Source organism: Microbacterium sp. Ld4 (genome assembly GCF_045066555.1).
Classification (GTDB): Bacteria; Actinomycetota; Actinomycetes; order Actinomycetales; family Microbacteriaceae; genus Microbacterium.
Genome location: NZ_JBISHE010000009.1, coordinates 40,696 through 66,970, shown reverse-complemented (window position 1 = coordinate 66,970; position 26,275 = coordinate 40,696). Strand labels below are relative to the sequence as shown.

General features: G+C 69.1%; 20 protein-coding genes. 12 read left to right on the top strand and 8 right to left on the bottom strand.

The features are described 5' to 3' along the window. Positions 1-8 precede the first annotated feature (8 nt). Positions 9-2,465, bottom strand: coding sequence for a DNA topoisomerase (ATP-hydrolyzing) subunit A (locus ACJJV7_RS04300; RefSeq protein WP_405372907.1), 2,457 nt, complete (start codon positions 2,463-2,465; stop codon positions 9-11). Between the two features lie 68 nt (positions 2,466-2,533). Here ACJJV7_RS04300 and ACJJV7_RS04295 point away from each other — a divergent pair, with 68 nt between their 5' ends. After that, on the top strand, positions 2,534-3,664 hold the full coding sequence (locus ACJJV7_RS04295) for an alkaline phosphatase family protein (protein WP_405372908.1): 1,131 nt from the start codon (positions 2,534-2,536) through the stop codon (positions 3,662-3,664). A gap of 5 nt (positions 3,665-3,669) precedes the next feature. Here ACJJV7_RS04295 and sepH read toward each other — a convergent pair whose 3' ends face one another. Next, a complete protein-coding gene (gene sepH, locus ACJJV7_RS04290; RefSeq protein ID WP_405372909.1) occupies positions 3,670-4,698 on the bottom strand; it encodes a septation protein SepH in 1,029 nt (342 codons plus the stop codon). A gap of 219 nt (positions 4,699-4,917) precedes the next feature. On the opposite strand from sepH, the gene ACJJV7_RS04285 reads away from it, so the two are divergent. Beyond that, entirely contained in the window at positions 4,918-5,211 is a 294-nt protein-coding gene (locus ACJJV7_RS04285; protein ID WP_405372910.1) for a DUF4193 domain-containing protein, read from the top strand. 19 nt (positions 5,212-5,230) lie between these two features. Here the strand turns inward: ACJJV7_RS04285 and ACJJV7_RS04280 are convergent, their stop codons facing one another. Continuing rightward, on the bottom strand, positions 5,231-5,710 hold the full coding sequence (locus tag ACJJV7_RS04280; protein ID WP_405372911.1) for a DUF3093 domain-containing protein: 480 nt from the start codon (positions 5,708-5,710) through the stop codon (positions 5,231-5,233). Between the two features lie 12 nt (positions 5,711-5,722). Here ACJJV7_RS04280 and dut point away from each other — a divergent pair, with 12 nt between their 5' ends. The 6 genes from dut to pepN all read left to right on the top strand — a co-directional run bounded on the left by dut (position 5,723) and on the right by pepN (position 15,108). Beyond that, complete coding sequence (gene dut, locus ACJJV7_RS04275; protein WP_405372912.1) at positions 5,723-6,172, top strand: dUTP diphosphatase; 450 nt, start codon at positions 5,723-5,725, stop codon at positions 6,170-6,172. Next, on the top strand, positions 6,169-6,750 hold the full coding sequence (locus tag ACJJV7_RS04270) for a DUF3710 domain-containing protein (protein WP_405372913.1): 582 nt from the start codon (positions 6,169-6,171) through the stop codon (positions 6,748-6,750). The genes dut and ACJJV7_RS04270 overlap by 4 nt, the downstream gene beginning before the upstream one ends. Continuing rightward, a complete protein-coding gene (locus tag ACJJV7_RS04265) occupies positions 6,747-7,523 on the top strand; it encodes a DUF3159 domain-containing protein (RefSeq protein WP_405372914.1) in 777 nt (258 codons plus the stop codon). The genes ACJJV7_RS04270 and ACJJV7_RS04265 overlap by 4 nt, the downstream gene beginning before the upstream one ends. 133 nt (positions 7,524-7,656) lie before the next feature. Continuing rightward, positions 7,657-10,515 (top strand): aconitate hydratase, encoded by a 2,859-nt coding sequence (locus ACJJV7_RS04260; protein ID WP_405372915.1) that lies wholly within the window; start codon positions 7,657-7,659, stop codon positions 10,513-10,515. Positions 10,516-10,599: 84 nt separating this feature from the next. Further along, positions 10,600-12,564 (top strand): 1-deoxy-D-xylulose-5-phosphate synthase, encoded by a 1,965-nt coding sequence (gene dxs / locus ACJJV7_RS04255; protein WP_405372916.1) that lies wholly within the window; start codon positions 10,600-10,602, stop codon positions 12,562-12,564. A gap of 45 nt (positions 12,565-12,609) precedes the next feature. Next, positions 12,610-15,108 (top strand): aminopeptidase N, encoded by a 2,499-nt coding sequence (gene pepN / locus ACJJV7_RS04250; RefSeq protein ID WP_405372917.1) that lies wholly within the window; start codon positions 12,610-12,612, stop codon positions 15,106-15,108. A gap of 54 nt (positions 15,109-15,162) precedes the next feature. Here pepN and ACJJV7_RS04245 read toward each other — a convergent pair whose 3' ends face one another. The 4 genes from ACJJV7_RS04245 to ACJJV7_RS04230 form a co-directional block, all read right to left on the bottom strand. Then, positions 15,163-17,304, bottom strand: a complete 2,142-nt coding sequence (locus ACJJV7_RS04245; RefSeq protein WP_405372918.1) for a 3-hydroxyacyl-CoA dehydrogenase NAD-binding domain-containing protein — start codon at positions 17,302-17,304, stop codon at positions 15,163-15,165. A gap of 9 nt (positions 17,305-17,313) precedes the next feature. Continuing rightward, the gene (locus ACJJV7_RS04240) at positions 17,314-18,519 is read right to left on the bottom strand and encodes a thiolase family protein (RefSeq protein WP_405372919.1); all 1,206 of its coding nucleotides are present in this window, start codon (positions 18,517-18,519) and stop codon (positions 17,314-17,316) included. A gap of 71 nt (positions 18,520-18,590) precedes the next feature. After that, positions 18,591-19,787 (bottom strand): ribonuclease D, encoded by a 1,197-nt coding sequence (locus tag ACJJV7_RS04235; RefSeq protein WP_405372920.1) that lies wholly within the window; start codon positions 19,785-19,787, stop codon positions 18,591-18,593. Further along, entirely contained in the window at positions 19,780-20,364 is a 585-nt protein-coding gene (locus ACJJV7_RS04230; protein ID WP_405372921.1) for a DUF3000 domain-containing protein, read from the bottom strand. The genes ACJJV7_RS04235 and ACJJV7_RS04230 overlap by 8 nt, the downstream gene beginning before the upstream one ends. Positions 20,365-20,389: 25 nt before the next feature. Between ACJJV7_RS04230 and ACJJV7_RS04225 the strand changes: the two genes are divergently transcribed. After that, a complete protein-coding gene (locus ACJJV7_RS04225; RefSeq protein WP_405372922.1) occupies positions 20,390-21,610 on the top strand; it encodes an alpha/beta hydrolase family protein in 1,221 nt (406 codons plus the stop codon). On the opposite strand, the gene ACJJV7_RS04220 is transcribed toward ACJJV7_RS04225, so the two are convergent. Then, positions 21,582-22,283, bottom strand: a complete 702-nt coding sequence (locus ACJJV7_RS04220) for a dihydrofolate reductase family protein (RefSeq protein ID WP_405372923.1) — start codon at positions 22,281-22,283, stop codon at positions 21,582-21,584. The two genes, ACJJV7_RS04225 and ACJJV7_RS04220, sit on opposite strands and share 29 nt — an antisense overlap. Positions 22,284-22,392: 109 nt before the next feature. On the opposite strand from ACJJV7_RS04220, the gene zapE reads away from it, so the two are divergent. The 3 genes from zapE to ACJJV7_RS04205 all read left to right on the top strand — a co-directional run bounded on the left by zapE (position 22,393) and on the right by ACJJV7_RS04205 (position 26,240). Beyond that, the gene (gene zapE / locus ACJJV7_RS04215) at positions 22,393-23,361 is read left to right on the top strand and encodes a cell division protein ZapE (RefSeq protein ID WP_405372970.1); all 969 of its coding nucleotides are present in this window, start codon (positions 22,393-22,395) and stop codon (positions 23,359-23,361) included. Positions 23,362-23,527: 166 nt separating this feature from the next. Next, positions 23,528-24,796, top strand: a complete 1,269-nt coding sequence (locus ACJJV7_RS04210) for an ammonium transporter (protein ID WP_405372924.1) — start codon at positions 23,528-23,530, stop codon at positions 24,794-24,796. Between the two features lie 211 nt (positions 24,797-25,007). After that, on the top strand, positions 25,008-26,240 hold the full coding sequence (locus ACJJV7_RS04205) for an ABC transporter substrate-binding protein (protein WP_405372971.1): 1,233 nt from the start codon (positions 25,008-25,010) through the stop codon (positions 26,238-26,240). Positions 26,241-26,275 lie beyond the last annotated feature (35 nt).

Genomic DNA, 26,275 nt, shown 5'->3' with positions numbered 1-26,275 from the left:
TCGCGCTCTCAGACGACGGTGGTTCCGATGGCGCCGATCACGGCGTCGAGCGGCTGCCCCGAGGCATCCCGCTTCGCACCGGTCTCGGGAAGGGCGCGGACCGAACCGTCGGTGCCGACGGCTCGGGGGTTGTCCCCGATCCAGGCGATCGTCAGGACGTCCTCGAATCGGAGGAAGCGTTGTGCGCGGACGCCGCCGGTCGCGCGCCCCTTCGCCGGGAACTCCGAGAAGGCCGAGACCTTGCCGGAGCCGGCATCCGTCCCAGGGAGGGCCAGTGAGGCGCCCGCGACCGTTGCCACGACGGTGTCGTCGGTGGCGGTCACCGCAGTGAAGTGGATCGCCTTCGCACCGGGGGAGAGGCGGATCCCCGCCATGCCGCCGGCGGCTCGCCCCTGCGGGCGGACGGATGCCGCATCGAAACGGAGGAGTTGCGCGTCGCTCGAGACGAAGACCAGCTCGGCGCCCTCGCCGGCCACATCGGCGCCCACGACGGTGTCGCCCGGCTTGAGGGAGATGATCTCGACGTCGTGTTTGCCCGCGGGCAGCTCGGTCGCCGCCACGCGCTTGACGACGCCGTCCGCGGTGCCGAGGGCGATCAGCGTTCCCTCGTGCAGCGGGACGATGGCGACGATGTGCTCGGAGCCCGAGAGGCCGAGGTACGAGTCGGCGCGCGTTCCGGCGCCCAGCTGAACCGAGTTCGCGGGGACAGACGGCAGGTCGACGGGGGAGAAGCGCACCAGGCGGCCACTCGTCGTCACCGCGCCGAGGTCGCCGCGCGTGGTCGCATCGACTGCCGAGCGGATGGCGTCGTGCTTCGACCGGCGAGCCGGGGCGACGATGCCGCCCCGGGGAGCATCCGCGACGAGCTCTGCGCGCACCATCCGGCCGCTGGCAGAGAGGAACACCCGGCATGGTGCGTCGGCGATCTGGAGATCGGCGGGAGCAGCGGCGCGGCCGCGCGCCGTCACCGGGCCGCCGTTGAGCAGGAGGGTGCGGCGCGGGGTGCCGAACGCGTCGGCGGCGGCGTTGAGCTCGGTGGCGACCTGCCTGCGGAGGAGCACGTCGCTGGCGAGGAGTTCCTCGAGGGCCGCGATCTCGGCCGTGATGGCATCGCGCTCGGCTTCGAGCTCGACCCGCGAGAACCGGGTCAGACGCCGAAGCCGCAGCTCGAGGATGTACTCGGCCTGCACCTGGGTGAGATCGAAGACGTCGATCAGTCGGGTGCGGGCCTGTTCGCTGTCATCCGACGCGCGGATGACCTGGATGACCTCGTCGATGTCGAGGATCGCGATCAGCAGTCCCTCGACGAGGTGGAGGCGCTCCTGCTTGCGCGCAAGCCGGTATCGGCTTCGGCGCGTCACGACCTGGATCCGGTGATCGAGATAGACCCGCAGCAGTTCCTTGAGGCCCAGCGTCTGCGGCTGACCGCCGACCAGGGCGACGTTGTTGATGCCGAACGACTCTTCGAGCGGGGTCAGCCGGTAGAGCTGCTCGAGAACGGCGTTCGGGTCGAAGCCGGTCTTGATGCCGATCACGAGTCGGAGACCGTGATGGTGATCGGTCAGGTCGGTGATGTCGGAGATGCCGGTGAGCTTCTTCGCGGTCACGGCTTCGCGGATCTTCACCATGACGCGCTCGGGGCCGACCATGTAGGGGAACTCGGTCACCACGATGCCGGTCCGACGGGGTCCGAGCGGCTCGATGGACGTCTTCGCGCGCGTGCGGAACGATCCGCGGCCGCTCTCGTACGCCTCTTTGATGCCGTCGAGCCCGACGATCACACCGCCGCCGGGAAGATCGGGTCCGGGCACGAACTCCATGAGCTCGTCGAGGGTGGCGTCCGGGTGCTCGAGCAGGTGCACGGCGGCGGACACGACCTCGATGAGGTTGTGCGGGGCCATGTTCGTCGCCATGCCCACGGCGATGCCGGTGGCCCCGTTGACCAGGAGGTTCGGGAACGCTGCCGAGAGCACCTCCGGCTGCTGGAACTGCCCGTCGTAGTTGGGGATGAAGTCGACGACGTCCTCGTCGAGGTTCTCCGTCAGGGCGAGGGCGGCCGGAGCGAGGCGTGCCTCGGTGTACCGCGCCGCAGCGGGACCATCGTCGAGTGAGCCGAAGTTACCGTGACCGTCGACGAGGGGCACGCGGAGTGCGAATCCTTGCGCGAGACGGACGAGGGCGTCGTAGATCGCCGAGTCGCCATGAGGGTGGAGCTTCCCCATGACCTCGCCGACGACGCGCGCGCTCTTCACATGCCCGCGGTCGGGACGCAGTCCCATGTCGGACATCTGATAGAGGATGCGTCGCTGCACCGGCTTGAGCCCGTCGCGGGCGTCGGGCAGCGCACGGGAGTAGATGACCGAGTACGCGTACTCCAGGAACGACCCCTGCATCTCGTCGGCGAGCTCGACATCTTCGATGCGCTCGACGGCGGGGGGCGGAGTGGGGGTGCGCGAAGCGGCCATGTCCTCGATCGGTCTCGGGTGCGGGGGTTCCGGCGGCATCGGTCGACCCGTGTGGGAGACTGGCCCGGATGTCTCTCAGCCTACCCGTGGACCCGCCTTCGGCCCGGAGCCTCACCGGTGTCGTTCCGCATGTTCTGGCGGCTCTGGAGGGTCGGGACGGGTGGTTCCGTCCCGCGCGATCCGCCGTCGTCCTGCTCGTAGACGGGCTCGGCCGGGCCAACCTCACCGCGCGTGCCGGCCATGCGCGGTTCCTCACCTCGCAGATGACGAAAAAGGATGCCGCGCGCACGGTCTTCCCGGCGACGACGGCGGTCGCGCTCACGAGCCTTCTCACCGGCGAGATGCCGGGGCGCCACGGACTGGTGGGCTACCGGACCCGCATCCCCGGTACCGATGTCGTGCCCAATCAGCTCAAAGGGTGGGAGAGCGATGGTCTCGACCCCCTGACCTGGCAGCGCTCGACACCGATCTTCGAGCGCGAGGCCGCGCAGGGGCGGCCGTGCTTCGTCGTCTCGCGCGCGCAGTACGCGCGCACGGGCTTCACGCAGGCGCTCCAGCGCGGGGCGGAGTTCGTCGCAGCCGCGAGCATCGCGGAGCGGGTCGAGGTCGCGGCCGACCTCGCCACGCGGCATCCGGGAGCCCTCATCTACGCGTACGTACCCGAGCTCGACACCATCGCGCACGCCCGCGGCTGGGAGAGCGACGAATGGTCGGCGGCGCTCGAGACCGTCGACGGGGCAGCACGGTCCCTCCACGCCGGGATCGGGTCAGCGGCGGGCGCGCTCGTCACCGCCGATCACGGGATCGTCGACGTGCCTCGCCACCGGCAGATCCTCCTCGGCGAGGGCGATCCGCTCTGGGCGGGCGTGAGGCTCGTCGGCGGCGAGCCACGCATGCTGCACCTCTACGCCGAGGAGGGCGCCGCCGAATCGGTCGCCTCCCGCTGGCGGGATGCCGAGTCGGCGCGCGCCTGGATCATGACCCAGCGGGAAGCTGTCGAGGCAGGACTGTTCGGGCCGGTCGACGACGAGGTGCGGGGCCGGATCGGCGACGTCCTCGTCGCGGCGCGCGCGTCCGTCGCCTACTACGACGATCGAGAGCACGACAAGAAGCCGCAGAACATGATCGGTCAGCACGGATCGCTGACCGATCAGGAACGGGTGGTCCCGCTCGTGCGCCTCGGCGCCTTCGCGGGCTGAGGCGGTCAGCCGTCTTCGGTGCGGGCGCCGAAGACGATCTCATCCCAGGACGGCATCGACGTGCGTCCCTTGCGACGCGTCTGCTCGACCGGTGCGTCCGTCGGCTCGGGCTCGGCAGGCGTCTCGTCGGCGACATCGGTCGTCTCGTAGCCCGGCTCGAGCGCATCGAACAGGGCCACCGGGCTCTGCGCGCGCTCTTCGCGACCACCCGCCTCCGGCATGGGCTCGCGCTGTCCCCGTCGACGGCGGAGGGCCTCGAGGAGGTCTGCTGTCTCCGCCGAGGTGACGGGCGCGTCAGGGGCGCGCTTGATGGCGGCATGCTGCACGGCGGGGGAGGAGGACTCCCTCACCTCAGGGCTCTCGATGTCGGCATCCGGCTCGCCGAGACCACGAAGGCCGAACGTCCCGCTGTCGAAGCGCGACGAGTCCTTGAGTGGTGAGGAATCGAGTGCGCGGAGTCGGGGGATGAGTCCCTCGGGAAGCGAACCCTGGCGGGAGAGCTGCACGGCGTCGGCGTTCTGGGGCGACAGGGTGGATCGACGCGGGTCGAAGCTCCACCGCGCATCGTGGTCTACGTCGTTCGCCGTGAACTCGAGCTTGACGACCCAGCCGTTCTGGTCGCGCCAGCTCGTCCACCGCTCACCGGTCGCGCCGGCCTCGGCGAGCTTCGCGCGGACCGCGTTGCCGAAGGTCGGCTGCGCACCCGGGTCGAGTTCTCCGCCGATGAGGACGGTGACCGCGAGTGCCTGGCCGACCACGTGCTCGCGCTCGGCGAGGACGGGCCCCTCGAAGCGCTGCACGTCCTCGACGCGGACTCCGAGCAGGGAGGCGACGTCCTCAGCGGACATTCCGGCGCGGATGTGCGCCTGGATGTCGCGGGGGTTCGGCCTCGTCGTGCGGGGCTCGGCGTCGCGCTGCAGGCGGCGCAGGTGCGCGCGCAAGCCTTCGTCTACGGCGAGCGAAAAGCGGTCGCCCGACTCGGTGGCGAGCATCAAACGACCGTCTTCGGTGCCGATGACTTTGAGCTGCTCCATACGAACATCCTCCAGATCCAGCGTGTCGACCCATGCTCGCACGCGGGGTGTCGAGCACCGGGAATATCGTGGGCGCGCCGCGAGTTTGCGCAGGCGTGCCCCTGAAAAGAGGCGTCGGGCTGGTCGCTCATTTGCGATTCACCAGCCCGTGATGCAAACTGTGGCCGCCCGAACGGGCGACATCACACAGCAACACCCCGAAAGTTGAGACATCCTCGAATGGCCACGGACTACGACGCCCCCCGCAAGACCGAAGACGACAGCGAGTCGATCGAGGCTCTCAAGGAACGCGTCCCGGACAAGCTCTCTGGATCGGTGGACGTCGACGATTCCGACAACCCCACCGGATTCGAGCTTCCCGGAGCTGACCTCTCGGATGTCGATCTCGACGTCGTCGTCCTGCCCCCGCAGGAGGACGAGTTCACGTGCGTCGAATGCTTCCTCGTGAAGCACCGCACCCAGATCGACCACCAGAGCGCGTCCGGCGCGATCTGCACCGAGTGCGCCGCCTGATCGCGACGCGACGATAACCTCAGCGACCCCGCTGCGCGCGGGTGATCATCGCCGCAACCCGATCGGGTGTGCGAGACGAGAACACCCACCGCGTCGTGGGGTCGTCTGTGTCTGTGACGGGAACGCGGACGACGCCGTCGACCCCGCCGCGGAACAGGTGCCAGTCGCCGCGGCCGAGATCGCGGCCGCGGGCGGCGCGGGCCTCGTCCTCGCGCAGCACCTCGGGAGAGCCGAGCTCCGACACCGGGATGCGGGCTCGACCGACGCGCAGGATGCCGGCCTGCACAGACACGGTCGGCGCCGATGCGATCAGGCAGGCGACGATCGCGACGCCGACGATGAGCCCCACCGCCAGTGCGACCGTCCCGTCGAGCGGGGCGAAGACGACCGCGGCCATCGGCGCGCAGACGGCGGCGCTCACGAGGAGCCACAGCGACGGGCTCAATCTCTCGCGGTAGGCAGCCGCCGCGGTGGGCGTGGAGTCTTCGACGTTGTGCATTAGCCTCGGGGGGTGATGGATACCGTGGACGTTCCCATTATCTCGGCACTTGTCCCCGTCTACGCCCACCCGGGCGATGCCGGTGCGGATCTGGTCGCCACCGAGACCGTGCGGATCGGCCCGGGGGAGCGCGCTCTGATCGGCACGGGCGTGCGCATCGCCCTTCCCGACGGCTACGTCGCCTTCGTCGTCCCACGGAGCGGCTTGGCCGCCAAACACGGCATCACCGTGCTGAACTCTCCCGGGACGGTGGATGCCGGCTACCGCGGTGAGATCAAGGTCACCCTCCTCAACACCGACACGGCGACCGCCTTCGATGTGGCCCCGGGAGACCGCATCGCCCAGCTCATCGTGATGGCGGTCCCGCGCGTCACCTTCCTTCCCGTCGACGTCCTCCCCGAGAGTGTGCGCGGCGAGGACGGCTTCGGATCCACCGGTTACACGACAGGACATCTCGCATGAGCGACCCCGACATCAAGTCCGCACCCGCCGATCGCGCCGCCAACGGCCCCTTCGACGAGACCGAGGCCAACGCCGTGCGCCCGTACATCGACCTCGGCGGGGTCAAGATCCTTCCGCGTGAAGGGCTGAACCTCCGACTCGAGGTCGAGGAGCAGACGAAGCGCATCGTCGCGGTGGGTCTGGACTACGCCGCGTCGACGCTCCAGGTGCAGCCGTTCGCGGCGCCCCGCTCGGCCGGGCTCTGGGAGGAGACCCGCGAGCAGATCCGCCAGCAGATCCGCGAGCAGGGCGGCCGCGTCGAAGAGCGCGAGGGCCCGCTCGGTCCCGAGCTCCTCGCCGAGGTGCCCGTCGTCGGCGCCGAGGGGGGCGCGGACAAGCGCCTCGCAAGGTTCGTCGGAGTGGACGGCCCCCGCTGGTTCCTACGCGGCGTGATCGGCGGCGCCGCTGCGAGCGACATCGATGCGGCCGCGCAGATCGAGGACCTGTTCCGGTCGATCGTCGTCGTCCGCGGCAACACGCCGATGCCGCCGCGAGACCTGATTCCGCTGAAGATGCCGGCGTCGCCGGGCGCCGCATGACCTCTCCGGCGAACCCGGGCGGCTCGGAGCATCCCTCAGAAGACACGCGGCCGGACGCCGCTCGTCCGACCACGGATCCGCCTGCTGCGGACCCGGCTGCGTCGGCGCTCCTCGCGGGGGCGCTCGGTGGTGCTGCGCGACGAGCGGGCCTCGACCCGGCCGCTGACGCAGGCACCGGACATGTCGTCTGGCGCGCCATGGGGGGCTGGCGGGGTGTCGCGGAATCCGTGCTGCCGGGTCTCGCGTTCGTCGTCGTGTACACCGCCACGGGCCAGAGCCTCGTTCCCGCACTCGTTGCCTCGCTGGGTTTGGCGGTCGTGTTCACGGTCATTCGGCTCGTGCAGCGTTCGCCTGCTTCGGCGGCGTTCGGAGGGCTCGTGGCCGCAGGCGTGGCGGCGGCCCTCGCACTGTTCACGGGGCGCGGCGAGGACAACTTCGTACCCGGGCTGATCACGAACGCCGTCTACGGGTCGGCGTTCCTCGTGTCGGCGCTCGTAGGGTGGTCGCTCATCGGCCTCGCCGTCGGCTTCTTGATGAACGAGGGCATCGCCTGGCGGCAGGATCGCCGCAAACGGCGGGTCTTCTTCTGGCTGGCGATCGCGTGGGCCGCGCTCTTCTTCCTGCGCCTGGGCGTGCAATTCCCGCTGTACCTCGCCGGCGACGTCGCTGCGCTCGGAACATGGAAGCTGGTCATGGGCCTGCCGCTGTTCGCCCCCCTCGTCGCCGTCACCTGGCTGGCGGTACGAGCGGTGTATCCCCCTCGTAAGGCGTGATAGATTTATCTTGACGTCAAGATAAATTTCCGCGCGGCGAGAGTAAGGTGCGCCTCACTAGCCCTCGACGACGAGCGCGGGGAAGATGGGAAAGCAAGCGCGAGCTTGCGCCCGCCGATGAAGGAGAGCACACGTGTCCACTGTTGACAGCTTCGGTGCCAAGAGCACACTGACAGTCGGCGGCACCGACTACGAGATCTTCCGCGTCGACAAGGTCGACGGTTACGAGAAACTCCCGTTCAGCCTCAAGGTGCTGCTCGAGAACCTGCTTCGCACCGAAGACGGTGCGAACGTCACCAAGGAGCAGATCCAGGCCCTCGGTGACTGGGATGCCGATGCGGAGCCCACGACCGAGATCCAGTTCACGCCCGCCCGCGTGGTCATGCAGGACTTCACCGGCGTCCCCTGCATCGTCGACCTCGCGACGATGCGAGAGGCGGTCACCGCGCTCGGCGGCGATCCCAACAAGATCAACCCCCTCTCTCCGGCCGAGATGGTCATCGACCACTCCGTCATCGCCGACCTGTTCGGCTCGGAGAACGCCCTCGAGCGCAACGTCGAGATCGAGTACGAGCGCAACGGCGAGCGCTACCAGTTCCTGCGCTGGGGTCAGACGGCCTTCGACGACTTCAAGGTCGTGCCCCCGGGAACCGGAATCGTCCACCAGGTCAACATCGAGCACCTCGCGAAGGTCATCTACGACCGCTCCGTCGACGGCGTGCTCCGCGCGTACCCCGACACCTGCGTCGGCACCGACTCGCACACCACGATGGTCAACGGCTTGGGCGTGCTCGGCTGGGGCGTCGGCGGCATCGAAGCCGAGGCGGCAATGCTCGGTCAGCCCGTCTCGATGCTCATCCCGCGCGTCGTCGGATTCAAGCTCTCGGGCGAGATCCCGGCGGGTGTCACCGCGACCGACGTGGTCCTGACGATCACCGACATGCTCCGCAAGCACGGCGTCGTGGGCAAGTTCGTCGAGTTCTACGGCGACGGCGTCGCGCAGGTCCCGCTCGCCAACCGCGCCACCATCGGCAACATGAGCCCCGAGTTCGGCTCGACGGCCGCGATGTTCCCCATCGACGACGTCACGCTCGACTACCTGCGCCTCACCGGCCGCGACGAGCAGACCGTCGCACTCGTCGAGGCGTACGCGAAGGAGCAGTCGCTCTGGCACGACCCGTCGCGCGAGCTCACCTTCAGCGAGTTCATGGAGCTCGACCTCTCGACGGTCGTCCCGTCGATCGCCGGTCCGAAGCGCCCGCAGGACCGCATCCTCCTCTCCGAGGCGAAGTCGCAGTTCGCGAAGGACATCCTGAACTACGCGGAGCCGACCAGCGAGGACGCCGTCGAGCTCGAAGGCACGTTCCCGGCCTCCGACCCCGGCTCCGCGCCCGGTGTGGAGCACGAGACCATCTCTGCCGAGGGCGTCTCCCACCAGCACGAGCACGTCGAGTCGGTGCTCGTCTCCGGCGATCGCCACTCCGCATCCAAGCCGGTCAAGGTGACCACGCCGGACGGGCAGTCGTACATGCTCGACAACGGCGCGGTCACCCTCGCTGCCATCACCTCCTGCACGAACACCTCGAACCCGACCGTCATGATCGCCGCCGGCCTCCTGGCGCGGAAGGCGCGCGAGAAGGGCCTGAAGCAGAAGCCGTGGGTCAAGACCACGCTCGGCCCCGGCTCGAAGGTCGTCACGGACTACTACGAGAAGTCCGGCCTCGACAAGGATCTCGAAGGCCTGGGCTTCTACACGGTGGGCTACGGCTGCACGATCTGCATCGGCAACTCGGGACCGCTCATCGAAGAGGTGTCGGCAGCGATCAACGAGAACGATCTGGCCGTCACGGCCGTCCTCTCGGGCAACCGCAACTTCGAGGGCCGCATCAGCCCTGACGTGAAGATGAACTACCTCGCGTCGCCGCCGCTCGTCGTGGCGTACGCCCTGGCGGGGTCGATGAACTTCGACTTCGACAGTGACGCGCTCGGCAAGGACAGCAGCGGTCAGGACGTCTTCCTGCAGGACATCTGGCCGTCGTCGGAAGAGGTCCAGACCGTCATCGACGCGTCGATCTCCCGCGAGCAGTTCATCAAGCAGTACGCCACGGTCTTCGACGGCGACGAGCGCTGGAAGAACCTCCCGACGCCCACCGGCCCGACGTTCGAATGGGCGGAGGACTCCACCTACGTCCGCAAGGCGCCGTACTTCGACGGCATGGAGCGCACCCCCTCTCCTGTCACCGACATCTCGAACGCACGCGTCATGGCGACGCTCGGCGACTCGGTCACGACCGACCACATCAGCCCGGCCGGCAACATCAAGGCGGGTACGCCCGCTGCGGAGTACCTGACCGAGCACGGCGTCGCACAGAAGGACTTCAACTCCTACGGCTCGCGTCGCGGAAACCATGAGGTCATGATCCGCGGCACGTTCGCGAACATCCGGCTCAAGAACGAGCTGGTGTCGGCAGTCAACGACGGCAAGGTCGTCGAGGGTGGATTCACCCGCGACTTCACGAAGGAGGGCGGCCCGCAGTCGTACATCTACGACGCGAGCCAGAACTACCAGGAGCAGGGCACCCCGCTCGTCGTCTTCGGCGGCAAGGAGTACGGCTCCGGATCGTCGCGCGACTGGGCGGCCAAGGGCACCAGCCTCCTCGGAGTGAAGGCAGTCATCACCGAGAGCTTCGAGCGCATCCACCGCTCGAACCTCATCGGCATGGGCGTCGTCCCGCTCCAGTTCCCCGCGGGTGAGACCTGGAAGTCGCTCGGGCTCGACGGCACGGAGATCGTCTCGATCACCGGCCTCGAGGAGCTCAACGAGGGCGTCACGCCGAAGACCGTGAAGGTCGTCGCCGAGCCGAGCGAGTTCTCCGCGGAGGGCAAGCAGACGGTCGAGTTCGACGCGGTCGTCCGCATCGACACCCCCGGTGAGGCCGACTACTACCGCAACGGCGGCATCCTGCAGTACGTGCTGCGTTCGCTGGTCTGACCGGCCGCTCTCCGGCATCCGAGAACCCCCGACTCCCTTCGCGGCGTCGGGGGTTCTCGCGTTCCCGACGCGTAGACTCAGGCCATGAGTCTTCTGGGGAGCATCCACGGGCCACGGGATCTCGATGCGCTCTCGGGCGAAGAGCTCCGGACCCTCGCCGATGAGATCCGCGCCTTCCTCGTCGAGAACGTTGCGCGCACCGGCGGTCACCTCGGGCCGAACCTCGGCGTGGTCGAGCTGACGATCGCCCTCCACCGCGTGTTCGACTCCCCGCAGGACCCGATCATCTTCGACACGGGCCACCAGTCGTACGTGCACAAGCTGCTCACCGGTCGGCAGGACTTCACCGGACTCCGCTCGCGCGGCGGCCTCGCGGGCTACCCGCAGCGCTCGGAGAGCGAGCACGACGTGGTCGAGTCGTCGCACGCGTCGAGCTCGCTGAGCTGGGCGGACGGCGTCTCCCGCGCGTTCACGCGGACCGGTCGCAAGGACCGTCACGTGATCGCGGTCGTGGGTGACGGCGCTCTCACCGGTGGCATGACGTGGGAGGCGCTCAACAACATCTCCGATGACAACGACCGCAATCTCGTGATCGTCGTCAACGACAACGGCCGCTCGTACGCGCCCACGATCGGCGGGATGGCGCGCTACCTCAACCGGATGCGGACCGCCGACACGTACGAGACGCTCCGCCGCCGGTCCGCCACGATGTTCCGCATGCTCGGACCGGCCGGTCGCGCCGTCTACCGGGGTGTCCGAGGCGGCACCCACGGCTTCCTCTCACGCTTCACCAATAACGTCGCCCTGTACTCGAACCTCGACATCAAGTACCTCGGACCGATCGACGGTCACGATCTCGACGCCCTCGAAGAGACCCTCCGACTCGCGAAGGAGTACGGCGCTCCCGTCATCGTCCACACGATCACCGAGAAAGGACGCGGCTACGAGCCCGCGCGCCGCGACGAGGCCGACCAGTTCCACGCCGTCGGCAAGATCGACCCGAGCACCGGGGAACCCCTCGGTGCCTCGGATGCCGTCGCATGGACGGATGTGTTCTCCGACGCCCTGGTGGCGGCGGCCGAGCGGCATCCGGAGGTCATCGCGATGACGGCGGCGATGCTCCGCCCTACGGGACTGCAAGCGATCGCGCAGCGCTTCCCCGACCGCGTGTACGACGTGGGCATCGCGGAGCAGCACGCGGTCGCGTCGTCGGCCGGGCTGGCTTACGGCGGCCTCCACCCCGTGGTCGCGCTGTACGCGACATTCATCAACCGCGCCTTCGACCAGGTCCTCATGGACGTCGCCCTGCACAAGGCGGGCGTCACCTTCGTCCTCGACCGCTCCGGAGTCACCGGACCCGACGGGCCGAGCCATCACGGCGTCTGGGACCTCGCGATGCTGCAGCTCGTTCCCGGCATCCGCATCGCCGCCCCGCGCGACGGCGATCGCCTCCGTGAGCTGTTCGATGAGGCCGTCACGGTCTCCGACGCGCCCACGGTCGTGAGGTTCCCGAAGGGGACGATCCCCGAGCCGCTGGAGGCCGTCGAGAGGCTTCCCGACGGCACGGATGTGCTCGTGCGCAGCGGCTCGGAAGACGTCCTCCTCGTCGGCATCGGCCCGATGGCGCACGTCGCCGTCGACGTCGCCGCGAGGCTGCGAGCGCAGGGGATCGGCGCCACGGTGGTCGACCCGCGGTGGGCGGTGCCGATCCGGCCGGCGATCGTCGATCTCGCGCGCGAGCACCGGCTGGTCATCACGATCGAGGACGGCATCCGCGTCGGCGGCGTCGGCACGCGCGTCCGCCAGGTGCTGCGCGAGGCCGGTGTCTCGACCGCGGTCGACGAGCTCGGCCTCCCGGACGAGTTCATCGATCACGCGACGCGTGAGCAGATCCTCGAGGATGCCGGTCTGACGGCGTCCAAGATCGCCCAGGACGTCGTGGCCCAGGTTCTCGGCACCCGCGTTCCGGTGGCCCGCCAGCATCCTGAGTCCGATGCCGACGCGATGTGGTTCCAAGACCCGACCGACGGGGCCCGTCGCTCCGACTGACCCGCGTCCTCCGCGGCGCGCGGGGACGCGTGGAACGATGGGGGGATGAGCTCTGCCAACCTGACGCGCGAAGAGACGGCCGCCCGCGCCGCCACGATCACCCTCCACACGATGCGGGTCGAGGTGGACGTGAGATCGGCCGAAGACGCCTCGGCCCTCTCGTTCGGCACGGCGAGCACGCTCACGTTCTCGTCGACGGGGGAGACGACGTGGATCGACTTCCTGGGAGACGCGGTGGAGGAGGTCGTCGTCAACGGCGAACTGCAGCCGGTCGACTGGGACGGCGCGCGCATCAGGGTGAGCGGACTGGTCGCCGAGAACGTCGTCCGGGTCCGGGCGCGCGGGCGGTACAGCCGGTCGGGCGAAGGCCTCCACCGATTCGTCGACCCCGTCGACGGCGAGGTGTACCTCTACACGCAGTACGAGCCCGCCGACTGCCGCCGCGTGTACCCGTGCTTCGAGCAGCCCGACATGAAGGCGCGCTGGAGTTTCGTCGTCACGGCGCCCACCGGGTGGACCGTCCTGTCGAACGGCGCCGAGACCGGCCGGACGACGGTCGCCGGGGGTGACGAGGTGGTCTTCGCCGAGACGCTTCCGCTGTCGAGCTACATCACGGCCGTCGCCGCGGGGCGGTACCACCGGATCTCGGGCCGGTGGGAGGGTGAGCGGCAGGATGTCGAACTCGGTGTCCTCTGCCGGGCATCGCTCGCGCCGCACCTCGACGGAGAGGACATCCTCGAGGTCACGCGCCGAGGGCTCGACTACCTGACGGCGACGTTCGGACAGGACTACCCCTGGGGCAAGTACGACCAGATCTTCGTTCCGGAGTACAACCTCGGAGCCATGGAGAACCCCGGACTCGTGACCTTCACCGAGTCGTACGTCTTCCGCGGCAAGGCCACGCAGGCGCAGCGCGAGGCCCGGGCGAACACGATCCTCCACGAGATGGCGCACATGTGGTTCGGCGACCTGGTGACGATGCGGTGGTGGGACGACCTGTGGCTGAAGGAGTCGTTCGCCGACTTCATGGGATCGCACGTCGCCGTCGCTGCCGGCGGATTCGACGACGCGTGGGTGACCTTCGCGAGTCGTCGGAAGGGCTGGGCGTATACGCAGGATCAGCTTCCGACGACGCATCCGATCGTTGCGGACATCCCTGACCTCGAGGCGGCGAAGCTGAACTTCGACGGGATCACCTACGCCAAGGGCGCCTCGGTGCTCAAGCAGCTCGTGGGGTTCGTGGGTGAGGACGCCTTCTTCCGGGGCGCACAGCGGTACTTCGCCGACCACGCGTACGGCAACACGACCCTGGCCGATCTGCTCGCGGCCCTCGAAGCGGCATCCGGTCGCGACCTCCGAACGTGGAGCGCGGCCTGGCTCGAGACCACCGGCATCCCGACCGTGCACGTCGAGCGTGCACCGCTCGCCGTCACGCAGGACATCGCCCGCCCGCACCGGCTGCGTCTGGGGCTCTACGACCTCGAGGGAGAGCGGCTCGTCGAACGTGGTCGGGTGAGTGTCGACGTCGCGGGGGAGCGGACCGCGGTGGACGCGCCGGTCATGCCGGACGCCGACCTGATCATCGCGAACGACGATGACCGCTCCTACGTGAAGGTTCGGCTCGACGGGCGCTCCGTGACAGCCCTCGAGACGGGGCTGTCGACGCTGACGGATGCCGTGACGCGCGGCGTCGTGTGGGCGGCGCTGTGGAACGCGACGCGGGACGGTGAGCTCGCGGCGGCTCGCTACGTCTCCTTCGCCGCGCGGCATGCCCCGAAGGAGACCAACCCCGCGCTGCTCGCGGACGTCCTCGCGCACGCCGCGTTCGCCGTGGGGCACTATCTGCCCGAGGCCGAGCGCGCCGATGCCGCCCGGGCGTGGCTCGGCAGCGCGTGGGAGGCCATGCTGGCGGCGGAGCCGGGCTCCGATGCACAGCTGGTGTGGGCGCGCGCCGTGGGTGTCGCCGCCGAGTCGACCGATGCCCGCGGGGCCGAGATGGCGGGGATGCTGTCGGGGAGCGCGGCCGTGCCGGCCGGCCTCGCGCTCGACCCCGAGTTGCGCTGGTCGTGGACGTTCGCCCTCGCCGCCACCGGACATGCGGGCGAGGCGGAGGCTGCGGCGGAGTATGAGCGCGACGCGACCGCCGCGGGGAGTACTGCCCGGGTCGCCGTGCTCGCTGCCCGGCCCGACGCCGACGTCCGGTCCGCCGCCTGGCGGGCCGCATGGAGCGACGAGACGCTCACGAACGACCACCTCGATGCGACGATCCGCGGAGCCCGTGCCGGCGGCCGGCGCGACCTCGTCGCGGGGTTCGATGCGGACTACTTCGCGCGGATCCGCCCGGTGTGGACGGAGCGCAGCATCGAGATCGCCGCGCGGCTCGTCCGCGGGCTCTTCCCCGCGGCAGGCAGCACCGCGCCGGTGGACGCCTGGCTCGAGGAGAACCTCGATGCGCCGGGCTCGCTCCGCCGCATCGTGATCGAGCAGCGCGACCACCTCGCCCGTGATCTCCGCGTCCGCGCGGCGCAGTCCCACCTGGTGTGAGACGGGTGCGGCCCCGGACTCACGCCCGGGGCCGCACCGATCCACCTCCGACGATCAGGCGATGCCGCGGATCGGCGGCGTGTGGAAAGTGTCGCCGAACACGCGCTCACTCGCGCCCTCACGGTCGAGGTACGGGGTCGCACCGCCGTCGATGAAAGGCCACCCGGCGCCCAGCACGAGGCAGAGGTCGATGTCCTGCACCTCGGGCACCACACCCTCGTCGAGCATCAGCTTGATCTCCTCCGCGAGGCCATCCTGCACGCGCCGGAGGATCTCGGCGGCAGGAGTGCTGGTCGGGCCCACCGCCTTCTTCGCGACCTTCTCGGCTGCCTTGGTGAAGCCGGTGACGCGGCCGCCCTTGTCCTTCTCGACCACCTCACCGAGCTCTGCCAGTTCGTGGAAGTTGTCGTTGGCGTAAAAGCGATCCGGGAAGGCGCGGACCATCGTGTCCTGCACGTGGGCCGCCACCTTCCATCCCACCAGATCGATCAACTGGAACGGTCCCATCGGCAGGCCCAGCGGTGCGAAAGCCTTCTCGACGTCGGCGACCGGAGTGCCCTCGTAGACGGCTCGCGCCGCCTCGCCCATCACCTTTGCGAGGAGCCGGTTCACGACGAAGCCGGGCGCATCGGCGGTCAGGACGGCGTTCTTCCCGAGACCCTTCGCGACCACGAACGCGGTCGACAGTGCGGCATCCGCTGTCTGCGGGGTTCTGACGATCTCGATCAGCGGCATCACGGCGACCGGGTTGAAGAAGTGGAAGCCGACCAGGCGCTCGGGATGAGCCAGCCGGGAGCCGATCTCCTCGACGGACAGCGACGACGTGTTGGTGGCGAGAACGGCGTCGTCGGCCACGATGGCTTCGATCTCCGCGAAGACCGCCTGCTTGACGCCGACCTCTTCGAAGACCGCCTCGATGACGAAGTCGCAGTCCGCGTAGAGGCTCTTGTCGGTCGTTCCCGTCACGAGCGCGCGGAGCTGGTTCGCCGCATCCGCATCGAGGCGGCCCTTCGCCGCGAGCTTGCCGATCTCCTCGTGGATGTAGGCCACGCCCTTATCGACGCGCTCCTGGTCGAGATCGGTGATGAGCACCGGCACTCGGAGCTTCCGCACGAACAGCAGCGCGAACTGGCTGGCCATGAGCCCGGCGCCGATGATGCCGACCTTCGTCACCTTCTTCGCCAGCGCCTTGTCGGGGGCGCCGACAGGACGCTTGGCGCGCTTCTGAACGAGATCGAAGGCGTACATGGATGCCGCGAACTGGTCGCCCGTCACGAGGTCGGCGAGTGCGTCGTCCTCGCGGGCGAAGCCGTCGGCCTTCGTGCCGCTCTTGGCCTTGTCGAGAAGGTCGAGTGCGACGTAGGGAGCCCGCGGCATGGTGCCGATCTTGGCCTCGAGCATGCCCCGCGCGACCTTGATCGCGATCGGCCACTTAGTGAGTCGCTCGATTTTGCTGGGCGCGTTCTTCCGCTCCACCTTGACCGCTCCGCCGAGCACCCCGTCCGCCCAGCGGAGGGAGTCCTCCAGGTAGGTGGAGGCGGGGAAGAGGGCGTCCATGATGCCGAGCTCGAGCGCCTGCGCCGGCTTCAGCACCCGGTTCTGCTTGAGCGGGTTGGAGACGACCACTTCGAGCGCGTTCTCGATGCCGATGAGGTTCGGCAGGAGGTACGCGCCACCCCAGCCGGGAATGATCCCGAGGAAGACCTCGGGCAGAGCCACGGCAGCTGCCGACGCGTCGACCGTCCGGTAGGTCGAGTTGAGCGCGATCTCGAGGCCGCCTCCCAGAGCCAGTCCGTTCACGAACGCGAAGGACGGTACACCGAGGTCGGAGAGCTTGCCGAGAACGCGGTGGCCGAGCTGGGCGATCAGGCGGGCGTTGTCCTTCGAGCCGACGCTGCTCACCTCGCTCAGGTCTGCGCCGGCGGCGAGGATGTACTGCTTTCCGGTGATGCCGACCGCCTGGATCTGGCCGGCGGCGGCCCGTCCTCGAAGCGCATCGAGCGTCTCGCCGAGCTCGGTCAGGGTCGCCGGACCGAGGGTGTTGGGCCGGGTGTGGTCGCGCCCGTTATCGAGCGTGATGAGGGCGAGCACCGCACCGCTCGGCAGGGTGATGTCTCGCACCAGGGACCGCGTCACGACCTCGCTGTCCGAGAGGGCGAGCAGTGGCGAGAAGTCGATCTCGTCGTAATTCGTCATCGCGCGTCCTTACTTCTTCTTCTTGCCGTTGTAGTGCGGGTTCTCCCAGATGACCGAGCCGCCCTGACCGAGACCCACGCACATCGCCGTGAGGCCGTAGCGGACGTCGGGGCGCTCGGCGAACTGGGCGGCGAGCTGGATCATGAGCCGCACACCGGATGCCGCGAGGGGATGTCCGAGCGCGATCGCTCCGCCCCAGGCGTTCACCCGCGGGTCGTCGTCGGCGATGCCGAAGTGATCGAGGAGTGAGATGACCTGGACGGCGAAGGCCTCGTTGAGCTCGAACAGCCCGATGTCGGAGATCGACAGTCCGGCCTTCTTCAGGGCCTTCTCCGTGGAGGGGATCGGCCCGATCCCCATGATCTCGGGCTGCACGCCCGCGAAGGCGAAGGAGACCATCCGCATCTTGGGGAAGAGGCCCAGTTCCGAGACCGCGCCGCCACTGGCGAGGAGCGACATCGTCGCACCGTCGGTGAGGGGCGACGATGTGCCCGCGGTCACGCGCCCGTGCGGACGGAACGGCGTCTTCAATGCGGCCAGATCGGCCATCGTGGTCTGCGGCCGGCGGCCCTCGTCCTCGGTCGCGAGGCCCCACGCCCCCGCGGCATCCTTCACCGCGACGGGCACGAGGTCCTTCTGGAACTTCCCTGCGTCGTAGGCCGCCTGCGCCTTGTGCTGGCTGAGCATGCCGAATCGGTCGGAACGCTCCTTCGTCAGGTGCGGGTACCGGTCGAAGATGCGCTCCGCGGTGACTCCCATGTTGAGCGCTCCCGGGTCGACCATCTTCTCGGCGACGAAACGGGGATTCGGGTCGGTGTTGCCGCCGATGGGGTAGTGGCCCATGTGCTCGACGCCGCCCGCGAGCGCGACGTCGTACATGCCGACCCCGATCGACGCGGCCATCGTCGTCACGCTGGTCATGGCGCCCGCGCACATGCGGTCGATCGCGAACCCGGGCACCGTCTGCGGGAGACCCGCGAGGATGGCGACGGAACGCCCCAGGGTCAGGCCCTGTTCGCCGGTCTGGCTCGTCGCGGCGATGGCGACATCGTCGATCCGCTCGGCGGGCACGCCGGGGTTGCGCTGTATGAGACCGATCGTCGCCTTCACGGCGAGGTCATCGGCCCGGGTGTTCCAGTACACGCCCTTCTCTCCGGCGCGCCCGAACGGGGTGCGCATGCCGTCGACGAAATAGACGTCCGAAATCTCGGCCACATTGCCTCCAAAGTAGGGTTCTCTCCCACCCTAGAGAGCGGCCTATCCGGGCGAAATCGGTTGGGTCGAACCTACGAATCCATCTCGGGGACGTCCTCGACCTCGTGCACGGATTCCACAAAGGCATCGGCGATCGCCTGTGCAGTGTGTGCAACCTGCCACGCTCGCGCGCCGTGTTCGACCAGCGCGGCTCCAATCGAGTCGACGGTGGGGTCCTCGGGGGGATTCCAGGCGACCCGGCGGAGGGTGTCGGGCGTCAGCAGGTTCTCCGTCGGCATCGCGAGCTCGGTGGCGATCTCTTCGACGACCGGACGCGCAGCCTTCAGGCGAGCGTCGGCCGGCGGGTTGCGATCAGCCCACGCGCGCGGCGGGGGCATGCCGTCACCCGGGCCGCGCTCGGGCGGCAGCGTCGGGTCGACGCGGCCGCTCTCGATGGCGGCCCACCAGCGATCGAGCTGACTGCGACTGGCCCGCCCGGTGAACTCCTTCACCTTCGCGAGGTCCGCCTTCGATTCGGGATTCGCGGCCACGGCCGCGACGAGCGCGCGGTCGGGGACGAGGCGACCGGGCGACACGTCTTGCTCCTGCGCGAACTCCTCGCGCGCCGTCCACAGCGCGCGAGCGACGGCGAGCGCGCGCCGGCCGCGCAGCGTGTGAAGTCCGCTCAGGCGGCGCCAGGGCTCTTCCCGCGGCGGCTTGGGCAGGCGGGTGCGGACGGCCTCGAACTCCTCCGCGGCGATCTGCGTCTTATCCTGTTCGGCGAGTTCGGCGACGAGGGCGTCGCGCACATCGATCAAGTGCAGGACGTCGAGTGCTGCGTACTCGAGCCAGGACTGCGGCAAGGGGCGCGTCGACCAGTCGGCAGCGCTGTGAGCCTTGGCGAGCGAGATGCCGAGCGTATCCTCGACGACGGCGCCGAGCCCGACGCGCTCGTGTCCGAGCAGACGCGACGCGAGCTCGGTGTCGAAGATGCGAGGCGGCTCGAGGCCATCCTCCCGAAGCGAGGGCAGGTCCTGGCTCGCGGCGTGGAGAACCCATTCCTCTTCGCCGATCGCCTGCTGCAGCGCGCTCATGTCGCCGATGGACGGGGGATCGAACAGGAACACACCGGCATCCCGGCGGAACACCTGGATGAGGTAAGCGCGCTGCGAGTAGCGGAAACCCGATGCGCGTTCCACGTCGACGGCGACGGGCCCGGTGCCCGCGGCGAGCGTCGCGGCCGCGGCGTCCGCGGTGGCCTTGTCGGCGATGACCTCGTACTCAGCCACGTGCGCTCCGCTGTCCACCGAACACGGCGATGTTCTCCGATCCCGGGGGAAGTCCCGCGAGCATGCACACGAGCTCTGCCCATGCGTCCATGTGATGTGTGATGTCGCCGTCCGGCGACCAGGAGGCGCGCAATTCGATCTGCGCACCATCACCCTCGGCGGCGAGTGTACCGAACCCCTTCGACAGTGTCTTCGTCGCGGTGCCGGATGCCGCGTGGAACGAGGCTCCGCGCGCGGCGAGCGCGTCGACGAGCCACGACCAGGCCACATCGGCGAGCAGCGGGTCGGTGCCGATCTCGGGTTCGAGCGGCGCCTGCGCGAAACAGACGATGCGCCACGGACCGCCCCACGCGTCGGGTTCGCCGGCGTCGTGGAGGATCACGATCCGGCCGGTGCCGTAGGGGGAGTCGATGCCGGCCTCTTCCGGACGCACGTCGCCGGCGAAGGCGATCGCGTCGGGTGCCAGGGAGGAGGGCGCGTCGATCTCCCGAACGGCGAAGTCGTCTCGGAAGCGCAGGGCGCGGAGGGCATCGGCGGCGGTGGTGAAGGCCGGTTCACCGACCAGGGGTTCGTCCACGTCGTCAGAGTAGGATGAGGCCACCATGATGGCTTCCAGGCGCGCCGTGCCCGACAGCGTCCGCCCCGGTTCCGCCGCGGTGGTCCGCGGAACGGTCTTCGGCCTGACGACCGCACTCGTGGGAGCGACCGGAGCCCTGGCGATCGTCGCCGGTCGCGTCGCGCGACGCGTCGTCACCCGATCCGCGCGGATCCCCGACACCCTGTTGGTGGACGTCGACACGGCGGCGCAGACGATCACTCTCGGTCGCACCCCCGACACCGCTCTGCCGGGCCGATACGGCCTGTTCACCTCGGGCACCCAGGACTATCTCAAGGTCGGCACGGTGCTGTCGTCGGACGCGGAGCAGGTCACGCGCAAGCTCCTGACGCAGATCTCGTCCGCCGACGAGCTCGCTGCGGAAGCGGCGTTCAGTGGCTGGTACTTCACGCATCCCGACGAGCTGCACGTCCCCTATGACGACGTCGTGATCGATGCCCCGATCGGTGCGTGCCCGGCGTGGCTTTTTCCCGCAGATGAGGCGTCGACGACGTGGGCGATCCACGTCCACGGGCGCGGCACTACCAAATCCGAGAGCCTGCGGGCGGTATCGGTCTTCCGGGCGGCCGGCCTGACGTCCCTCCTGGTGTCGTACCGGAACGACGGCGATGCCCCCGACAGCCGACGCGGCACGTACGGGCTCGGCACCACCGAATGGCGCGACGTGGATCAGGCCCTCGCCTACGCCCGCGAGCACGGCGCCACGCGGATCGTCCTCCTCGGGTGGTCGATGGGCGGAGCGATCGTGCTGCAGCTCGCGTTGAACTCGGCGCACCGCGACCTCATCGTCGGCGTCGTCCTCGACTCGCCGGTCGTCGACTGGCGCCAGGTCCTGACCTATCAGGCGCGGCTGCTCGGGATGCCGCGTCCGCTCACGGCGCTCGCTCTCGGCGCACTGGGGCGGGCCTGGACAGGACGCCTCACCGGCTCCGATGTCGCCATCTCATTCGATGACCTCGACCTCGTGACGCGCGCCGCGGAGCTGCGAGCCCCGACGCTCATCCTCCACAGCGACGGGGACGACTTCGTGCCGCCCGATGCGTCGCGGGCGCTGCGGGATGCGCGCGTCGATCTCGTCGAGCTCGAAGAGTTCACCGGCGCTCGTCACACGAAGCTCTGGAACTACGACGAGGACCGCTGGACCGCCGCGATCCGAGGATGGCTCGGGCGTCAGCGGCTCAGCTCCGCCGCAGACGCAGATAGCTGAAACCCGACTCGTCGACCAGCATCCCCGCCGCGTCCGTGTCGACCGGGCGGGTCAGGTCGAGGAACGCCGACGCGACCGGTGTCAGCGCCGGCGCCGAGGTCACGCAGTACTCGTCGATCAGGCCGGCTTCGGCGAACTGGGAGGCGAGGGAGGGGCCCCCCTCGCAGACGATGCGGGGAAGACCTCGGCGGCACAGCGCCGCGACGATGCTCGCGGGCGTCATGCGCTCCCCGCCGGGCACGCTCACAGCGGTCATGCCGTAGGCCAGCCCGGGAGCTGTCGCGCTGTCGGGCAGGAGGAGCAGCACCTGGTCCTCGGGTCCGTCGGGGTCCAGGGTGAGGCGATGGCCCGCCAGGTCTCCCGACGCGGACGCGATCGCTAGACGCGCATGGCGGGGGACGAGATACCCCTCCGCCCGCACGCTCTGAGCCCCGACCAGGACGACGTCGGCATCGGCCCTGATCGCACCGAGGATCGCCCGATCGACGCGGTTCGTGAGGGTGTCGCTCGTCCCGTCGGCGCCGGCGGCCGCGCCGGTGAGCGAGGCGATCATATTGAGCCGGACGTAGGCGGACTCACTGCGGTGGTACCGCTCGGCGAGCCAGCGACGGCCCTCGGGCGTGCCGGCATCCGCTCTCTCTCCCGACGACGGGAGTACCTCGGTGACCCACACGTCGCCATCCTCGCACGCTCTCCCACGCGACTAGCATTGAGGGGTGCCCCTCGTCTCCGCTGGAATCGCTCATCTGAGCGAACGTCATCCGCAGGTCAGCGGCTCCGAGATGGTCGCAGCCCTCGTGCCGCCGCCCCAGTTCGACGGGGCGACGTTCGACACCTATCGTGCGGATGCCGACTACCCCTCGCAGCAGGACGCCAAGGATCTGCTGCAGCGGTTCAGTGCCGGTGGCGCCGGTGCGTCCTCGGGTCGTGGCGGATTCTTCCGCCGGGCCAAGCGCGAGCCGGACATGAAGCCCGGCGTGTACCTCGACGGCGGATTCGGCGTCGGCAAGACGCACCTGCTGGCATCGATCTACCACGCGATGCCGGCGCGCCGGAAGTACTTCGGTTCGTTCATCGAGTACACCGCTCTCGTCGGTGCTATGGGGTACCAGAAGACCGTCGAGCTGTTCCGGGGAGCAGATCTCCTCTGCATCGACGAGTTCGAGCTCGACGATCCCGGCGACACGATGGTGATGACCCGCCTCATCGGCGAGCTCGTCCCGACCGGCACCAAGCTGGCAGCGACCTCGAACACCCCGCCGAACGCGCTCGGCGAAGGACGATTCGCAGCGCAGGACTTCCTTCGGGAGATCCACGCCATGGCGGAGCACTTCGAGACGATCCGCATCGACGGCACCGACTACCGCCAGCGCGCCGTCGACGGCCACGCGGTGGCACTGTCGGAGGAGGACTACTCGGCAGCGGTGGCCGAGGCGGCGACGGGTGCCGTGGTCTCGGACGACGAGTTCGCCGCCCTCGTCGCCCATCTCGCGACGGTGCACCCGTCGCGCTACATCCGGCTCATCGAAGGCCTCGGGGAGATCGGCCTTCGGAATGTCACGACGCTTCAGGACCAGTCCGCGGCTCTGCGGCTGGTCGCGTTCGTCGACCGCGCGTACGACGCGCAGATCCCGATCCGCGCGACGGGCGTCCCGCTCGACGAGGTCTTCGGGGAGGACATGCTCGGCGGCGGTTACCGCAAGAAGTACCTCCGCGCAACGTCCCGACTCGTCGCTCTCACCCACTCCTGAGCGTCCGCGCGGCGGGTTTTCGGTGCTGCGAAACCTGATGTTTACCTCCGTGGAGTCCTCGTAACCATCTCGAAACACGGACGGGACCGCTCGGGTAACTGGAGCACTCGACACTGGGGGACACCCGACGCTATACCTGCGTCCCTGCAGAGAGGTTCCCTTCGAGATGGATCAAGGCAACACCGCATTCATACTCATCGCGGCCGCGTTCGTCCTGCTGATGACGCCCGGACTGGCGTTCTTCTACGGCGGCCTCGTCAAAGCCAAGAGCGTGATCAGCATGATGATGCTGAGCTTCGGCGCGCTCGGCCTGATCGGCGTCCTCTGGGTCGTCTTCGGCTACGCGATCGCCTTCCCCGGTGCGGAGGGCACGCTGTTCCCCTGGGCGATCGACGGCAGCGCGATCGGCCTCACCAGCGTCCTCGAGGCGCCCGAAGGTTCGGCCTACCCGCCGCTGGCATTCGTCGCCTTCCAGGCGACGTTCGCCATCCTCACCGTGGCGCTCGTGTCGGGCGCCATCGCCGACCGTGCCAAATTCGGCGCATGGATGATCTTCGCCGGGGTCTGGGCGACCGTCGTCTACTTCCCCGTCGCCAGCTGGGTCTTCAACTTCGGTCTCGCCGATGACGGTTCCTTCGCCTACGGCGGGTGGATCACCCACGGTCTCCAGGAGACTTTCGGCGTCGGCGCGATCGACTTCGCCGGCGGTACCGCCGTCCACATCAACGCCGGAGCCGCGGCTCTCGCACTCGCCCTGGTCCTCGGCAAGCGTGTCGGCTTCCAGAAGGGCGTGCACGTCCCGCACAACCCGCCCTTCGTCCTCCTCGGAGCCGGCCTGCTGTGGTTCGGATGGTTCGGCTTCAACGCCGGATCGGAGCTCGCGGCCGACAACACCGCCGCGCTGGCCTTCGTCAACACGATTGCCGCTCCCGCCGCCGCGCTGCTCGCCTGGCTCGTCGTCGAGAAGATCAAGGACGGCAAGCCCACCTCCGTCGGCGCTGCGTCCGGTGCGGTCGCAGGCCTCGTGGCCATCACGCCGGCATGCGCATCGGTGACGCCGATCTTCGCGATCCTCCTCGGCGTCATCGCCGGTGCGGTGTGCGCCCTGGCGATCGAGCTGAAGTTCAAGCTCGGCTTCGACGACTCGCTCGACGTGGTCGGCATCCACCTCGTCGGTGGCCTCATCGGAACGCTCTACCTGGGCTTCTTCGCCACCGGCACCGGCCTGTTCGTCGGTGGTGACGCCACGCAGCTGCTGGTGCAGGCGATCGCGGCGCTCGCGGTGCTCGTCTACTCCTTCGTGCTCGCCTTCATCATCGGCTTCGCGATCGAGAAGACGATCGGCTTCCGCGTGAAGAACGAGGACGAGATCGCCGGCATCGACACCGTCGTGCACGGCGAGGTCGGCTACACGCTGGCTGACAGCAAGGCCTGACGCGTCAGGCGAAGGGGGCGTTCCGGACATCGTCCGGAACGCCCCCTTCGTCGTGTGACGACCGCCGCTTGCGGAGGAGGAGTGTCGTCCCCTAACTTGTCGGCAAGCGCTTTCCTAGCGCGACGAGCGACCGTCCATGGCGGACGGCGAGAGGACGATGATGTTCCGAACCCGCATACTCAGCGCGCTTGCGCTTTCAACGGCAGCCGTGATGGCCCTGGCAGGATGCAGCGCGGCTGCCTCTGAGGACGCCGCCGCGTTCGACCCCGACGAGAAGGTCTCGCTCGACTTCGCCTGGTGGGGCAACGACGATCGCGCCGCCCGATACGGCGAGCTGATCGACGCGTTCAACGAGCAGTACCCCAACATCACCATCAACTCGACCTTCACCGACTTCCCGAGCTTTTGGGAGCAGCGTCAGGTCGAAGCCGCCAGTGGCAACCTGCCCGACGTCTTCCAGTTCTCCGACAGCTACCTCCGTCAGTACGGGGAGACGGGCAATGTGCTCGATCTGAACGAGGTGTCCGACCACGTGGACTTCTCCACCTTCGACGAGGGTCTCCTCGCCACCGGCCAGCTCGGTGACAAGCAGTACTCGTTGCCGACGGGGTTCAGTCTCTGGGCGAATTTCGTGAACGAGGATCTCCTCGAGCAGAGCGGGGTCGCCCTCCCCGAGGGCGGAACCACGTTCGAGGAGTTCGACACGTGGATGGCCGAGGTCACCGAGGCGACCGGAGGCGACCCGTTCGGCGGAACCGACTACACCCAGCGGATCCAGGTGCTCGAGCTGCAGCTGCGCGCGGCCGGGAAGGCGCTGTACACCGACGAGGGCGAGCTCGGCTTCACGGAGGAGGAGCTCGCGGCGTTCTGGGAGTCGGGCGCCGACGTGCGGGACGGCGTCGCCATCCCGCAGCAGCAGCTCGAAGAGGTGAGCCCGATCTCCGGTTTCGGGGCGACCCGGACACTCAGCGAGATGAGCTGGAGCAACTTCCTCGGGGGATACCTGGCGGACTCCGGTGCGTCCTCGATCGCGATCGTCGCTCCGCCCACTGCCGAGCCGGGGTCGAAGGACCTCTACCGTCAGGGCGGCCTGCAGGTCGCGGTGTCGGCGAAGACGGAACACCCTGAGGCGGCCGCGATCTTCCTCGACTTCGTGGTCAACAGCCCCGAGGCGGGCGAGATCTTCGGGACGACTCTCGGGTTCCCCGCGTCGAGCAGCAAGCTCGAGGGCGCGACGCTCGAGGGTCCTGACCAGCAGGTCGCCGACTACATCGAGGCGGAAGCCGACCGGATCGGCGACGCACCGCCCCCCGCAGTGATCGGCTACGGCTCGCTCGAGCAGAAGTTCTGGGACCTCGGCAAGGAGCTGGGTCTGGGGACGAAGACCGTCGATCAGGCCGTCGAAGAGTTCTTCAGCGAGGCGAAGGTGATTCTCGGGTCCTGACGATCCCGCACGTCTGCACGGCCCCGACACGTCCG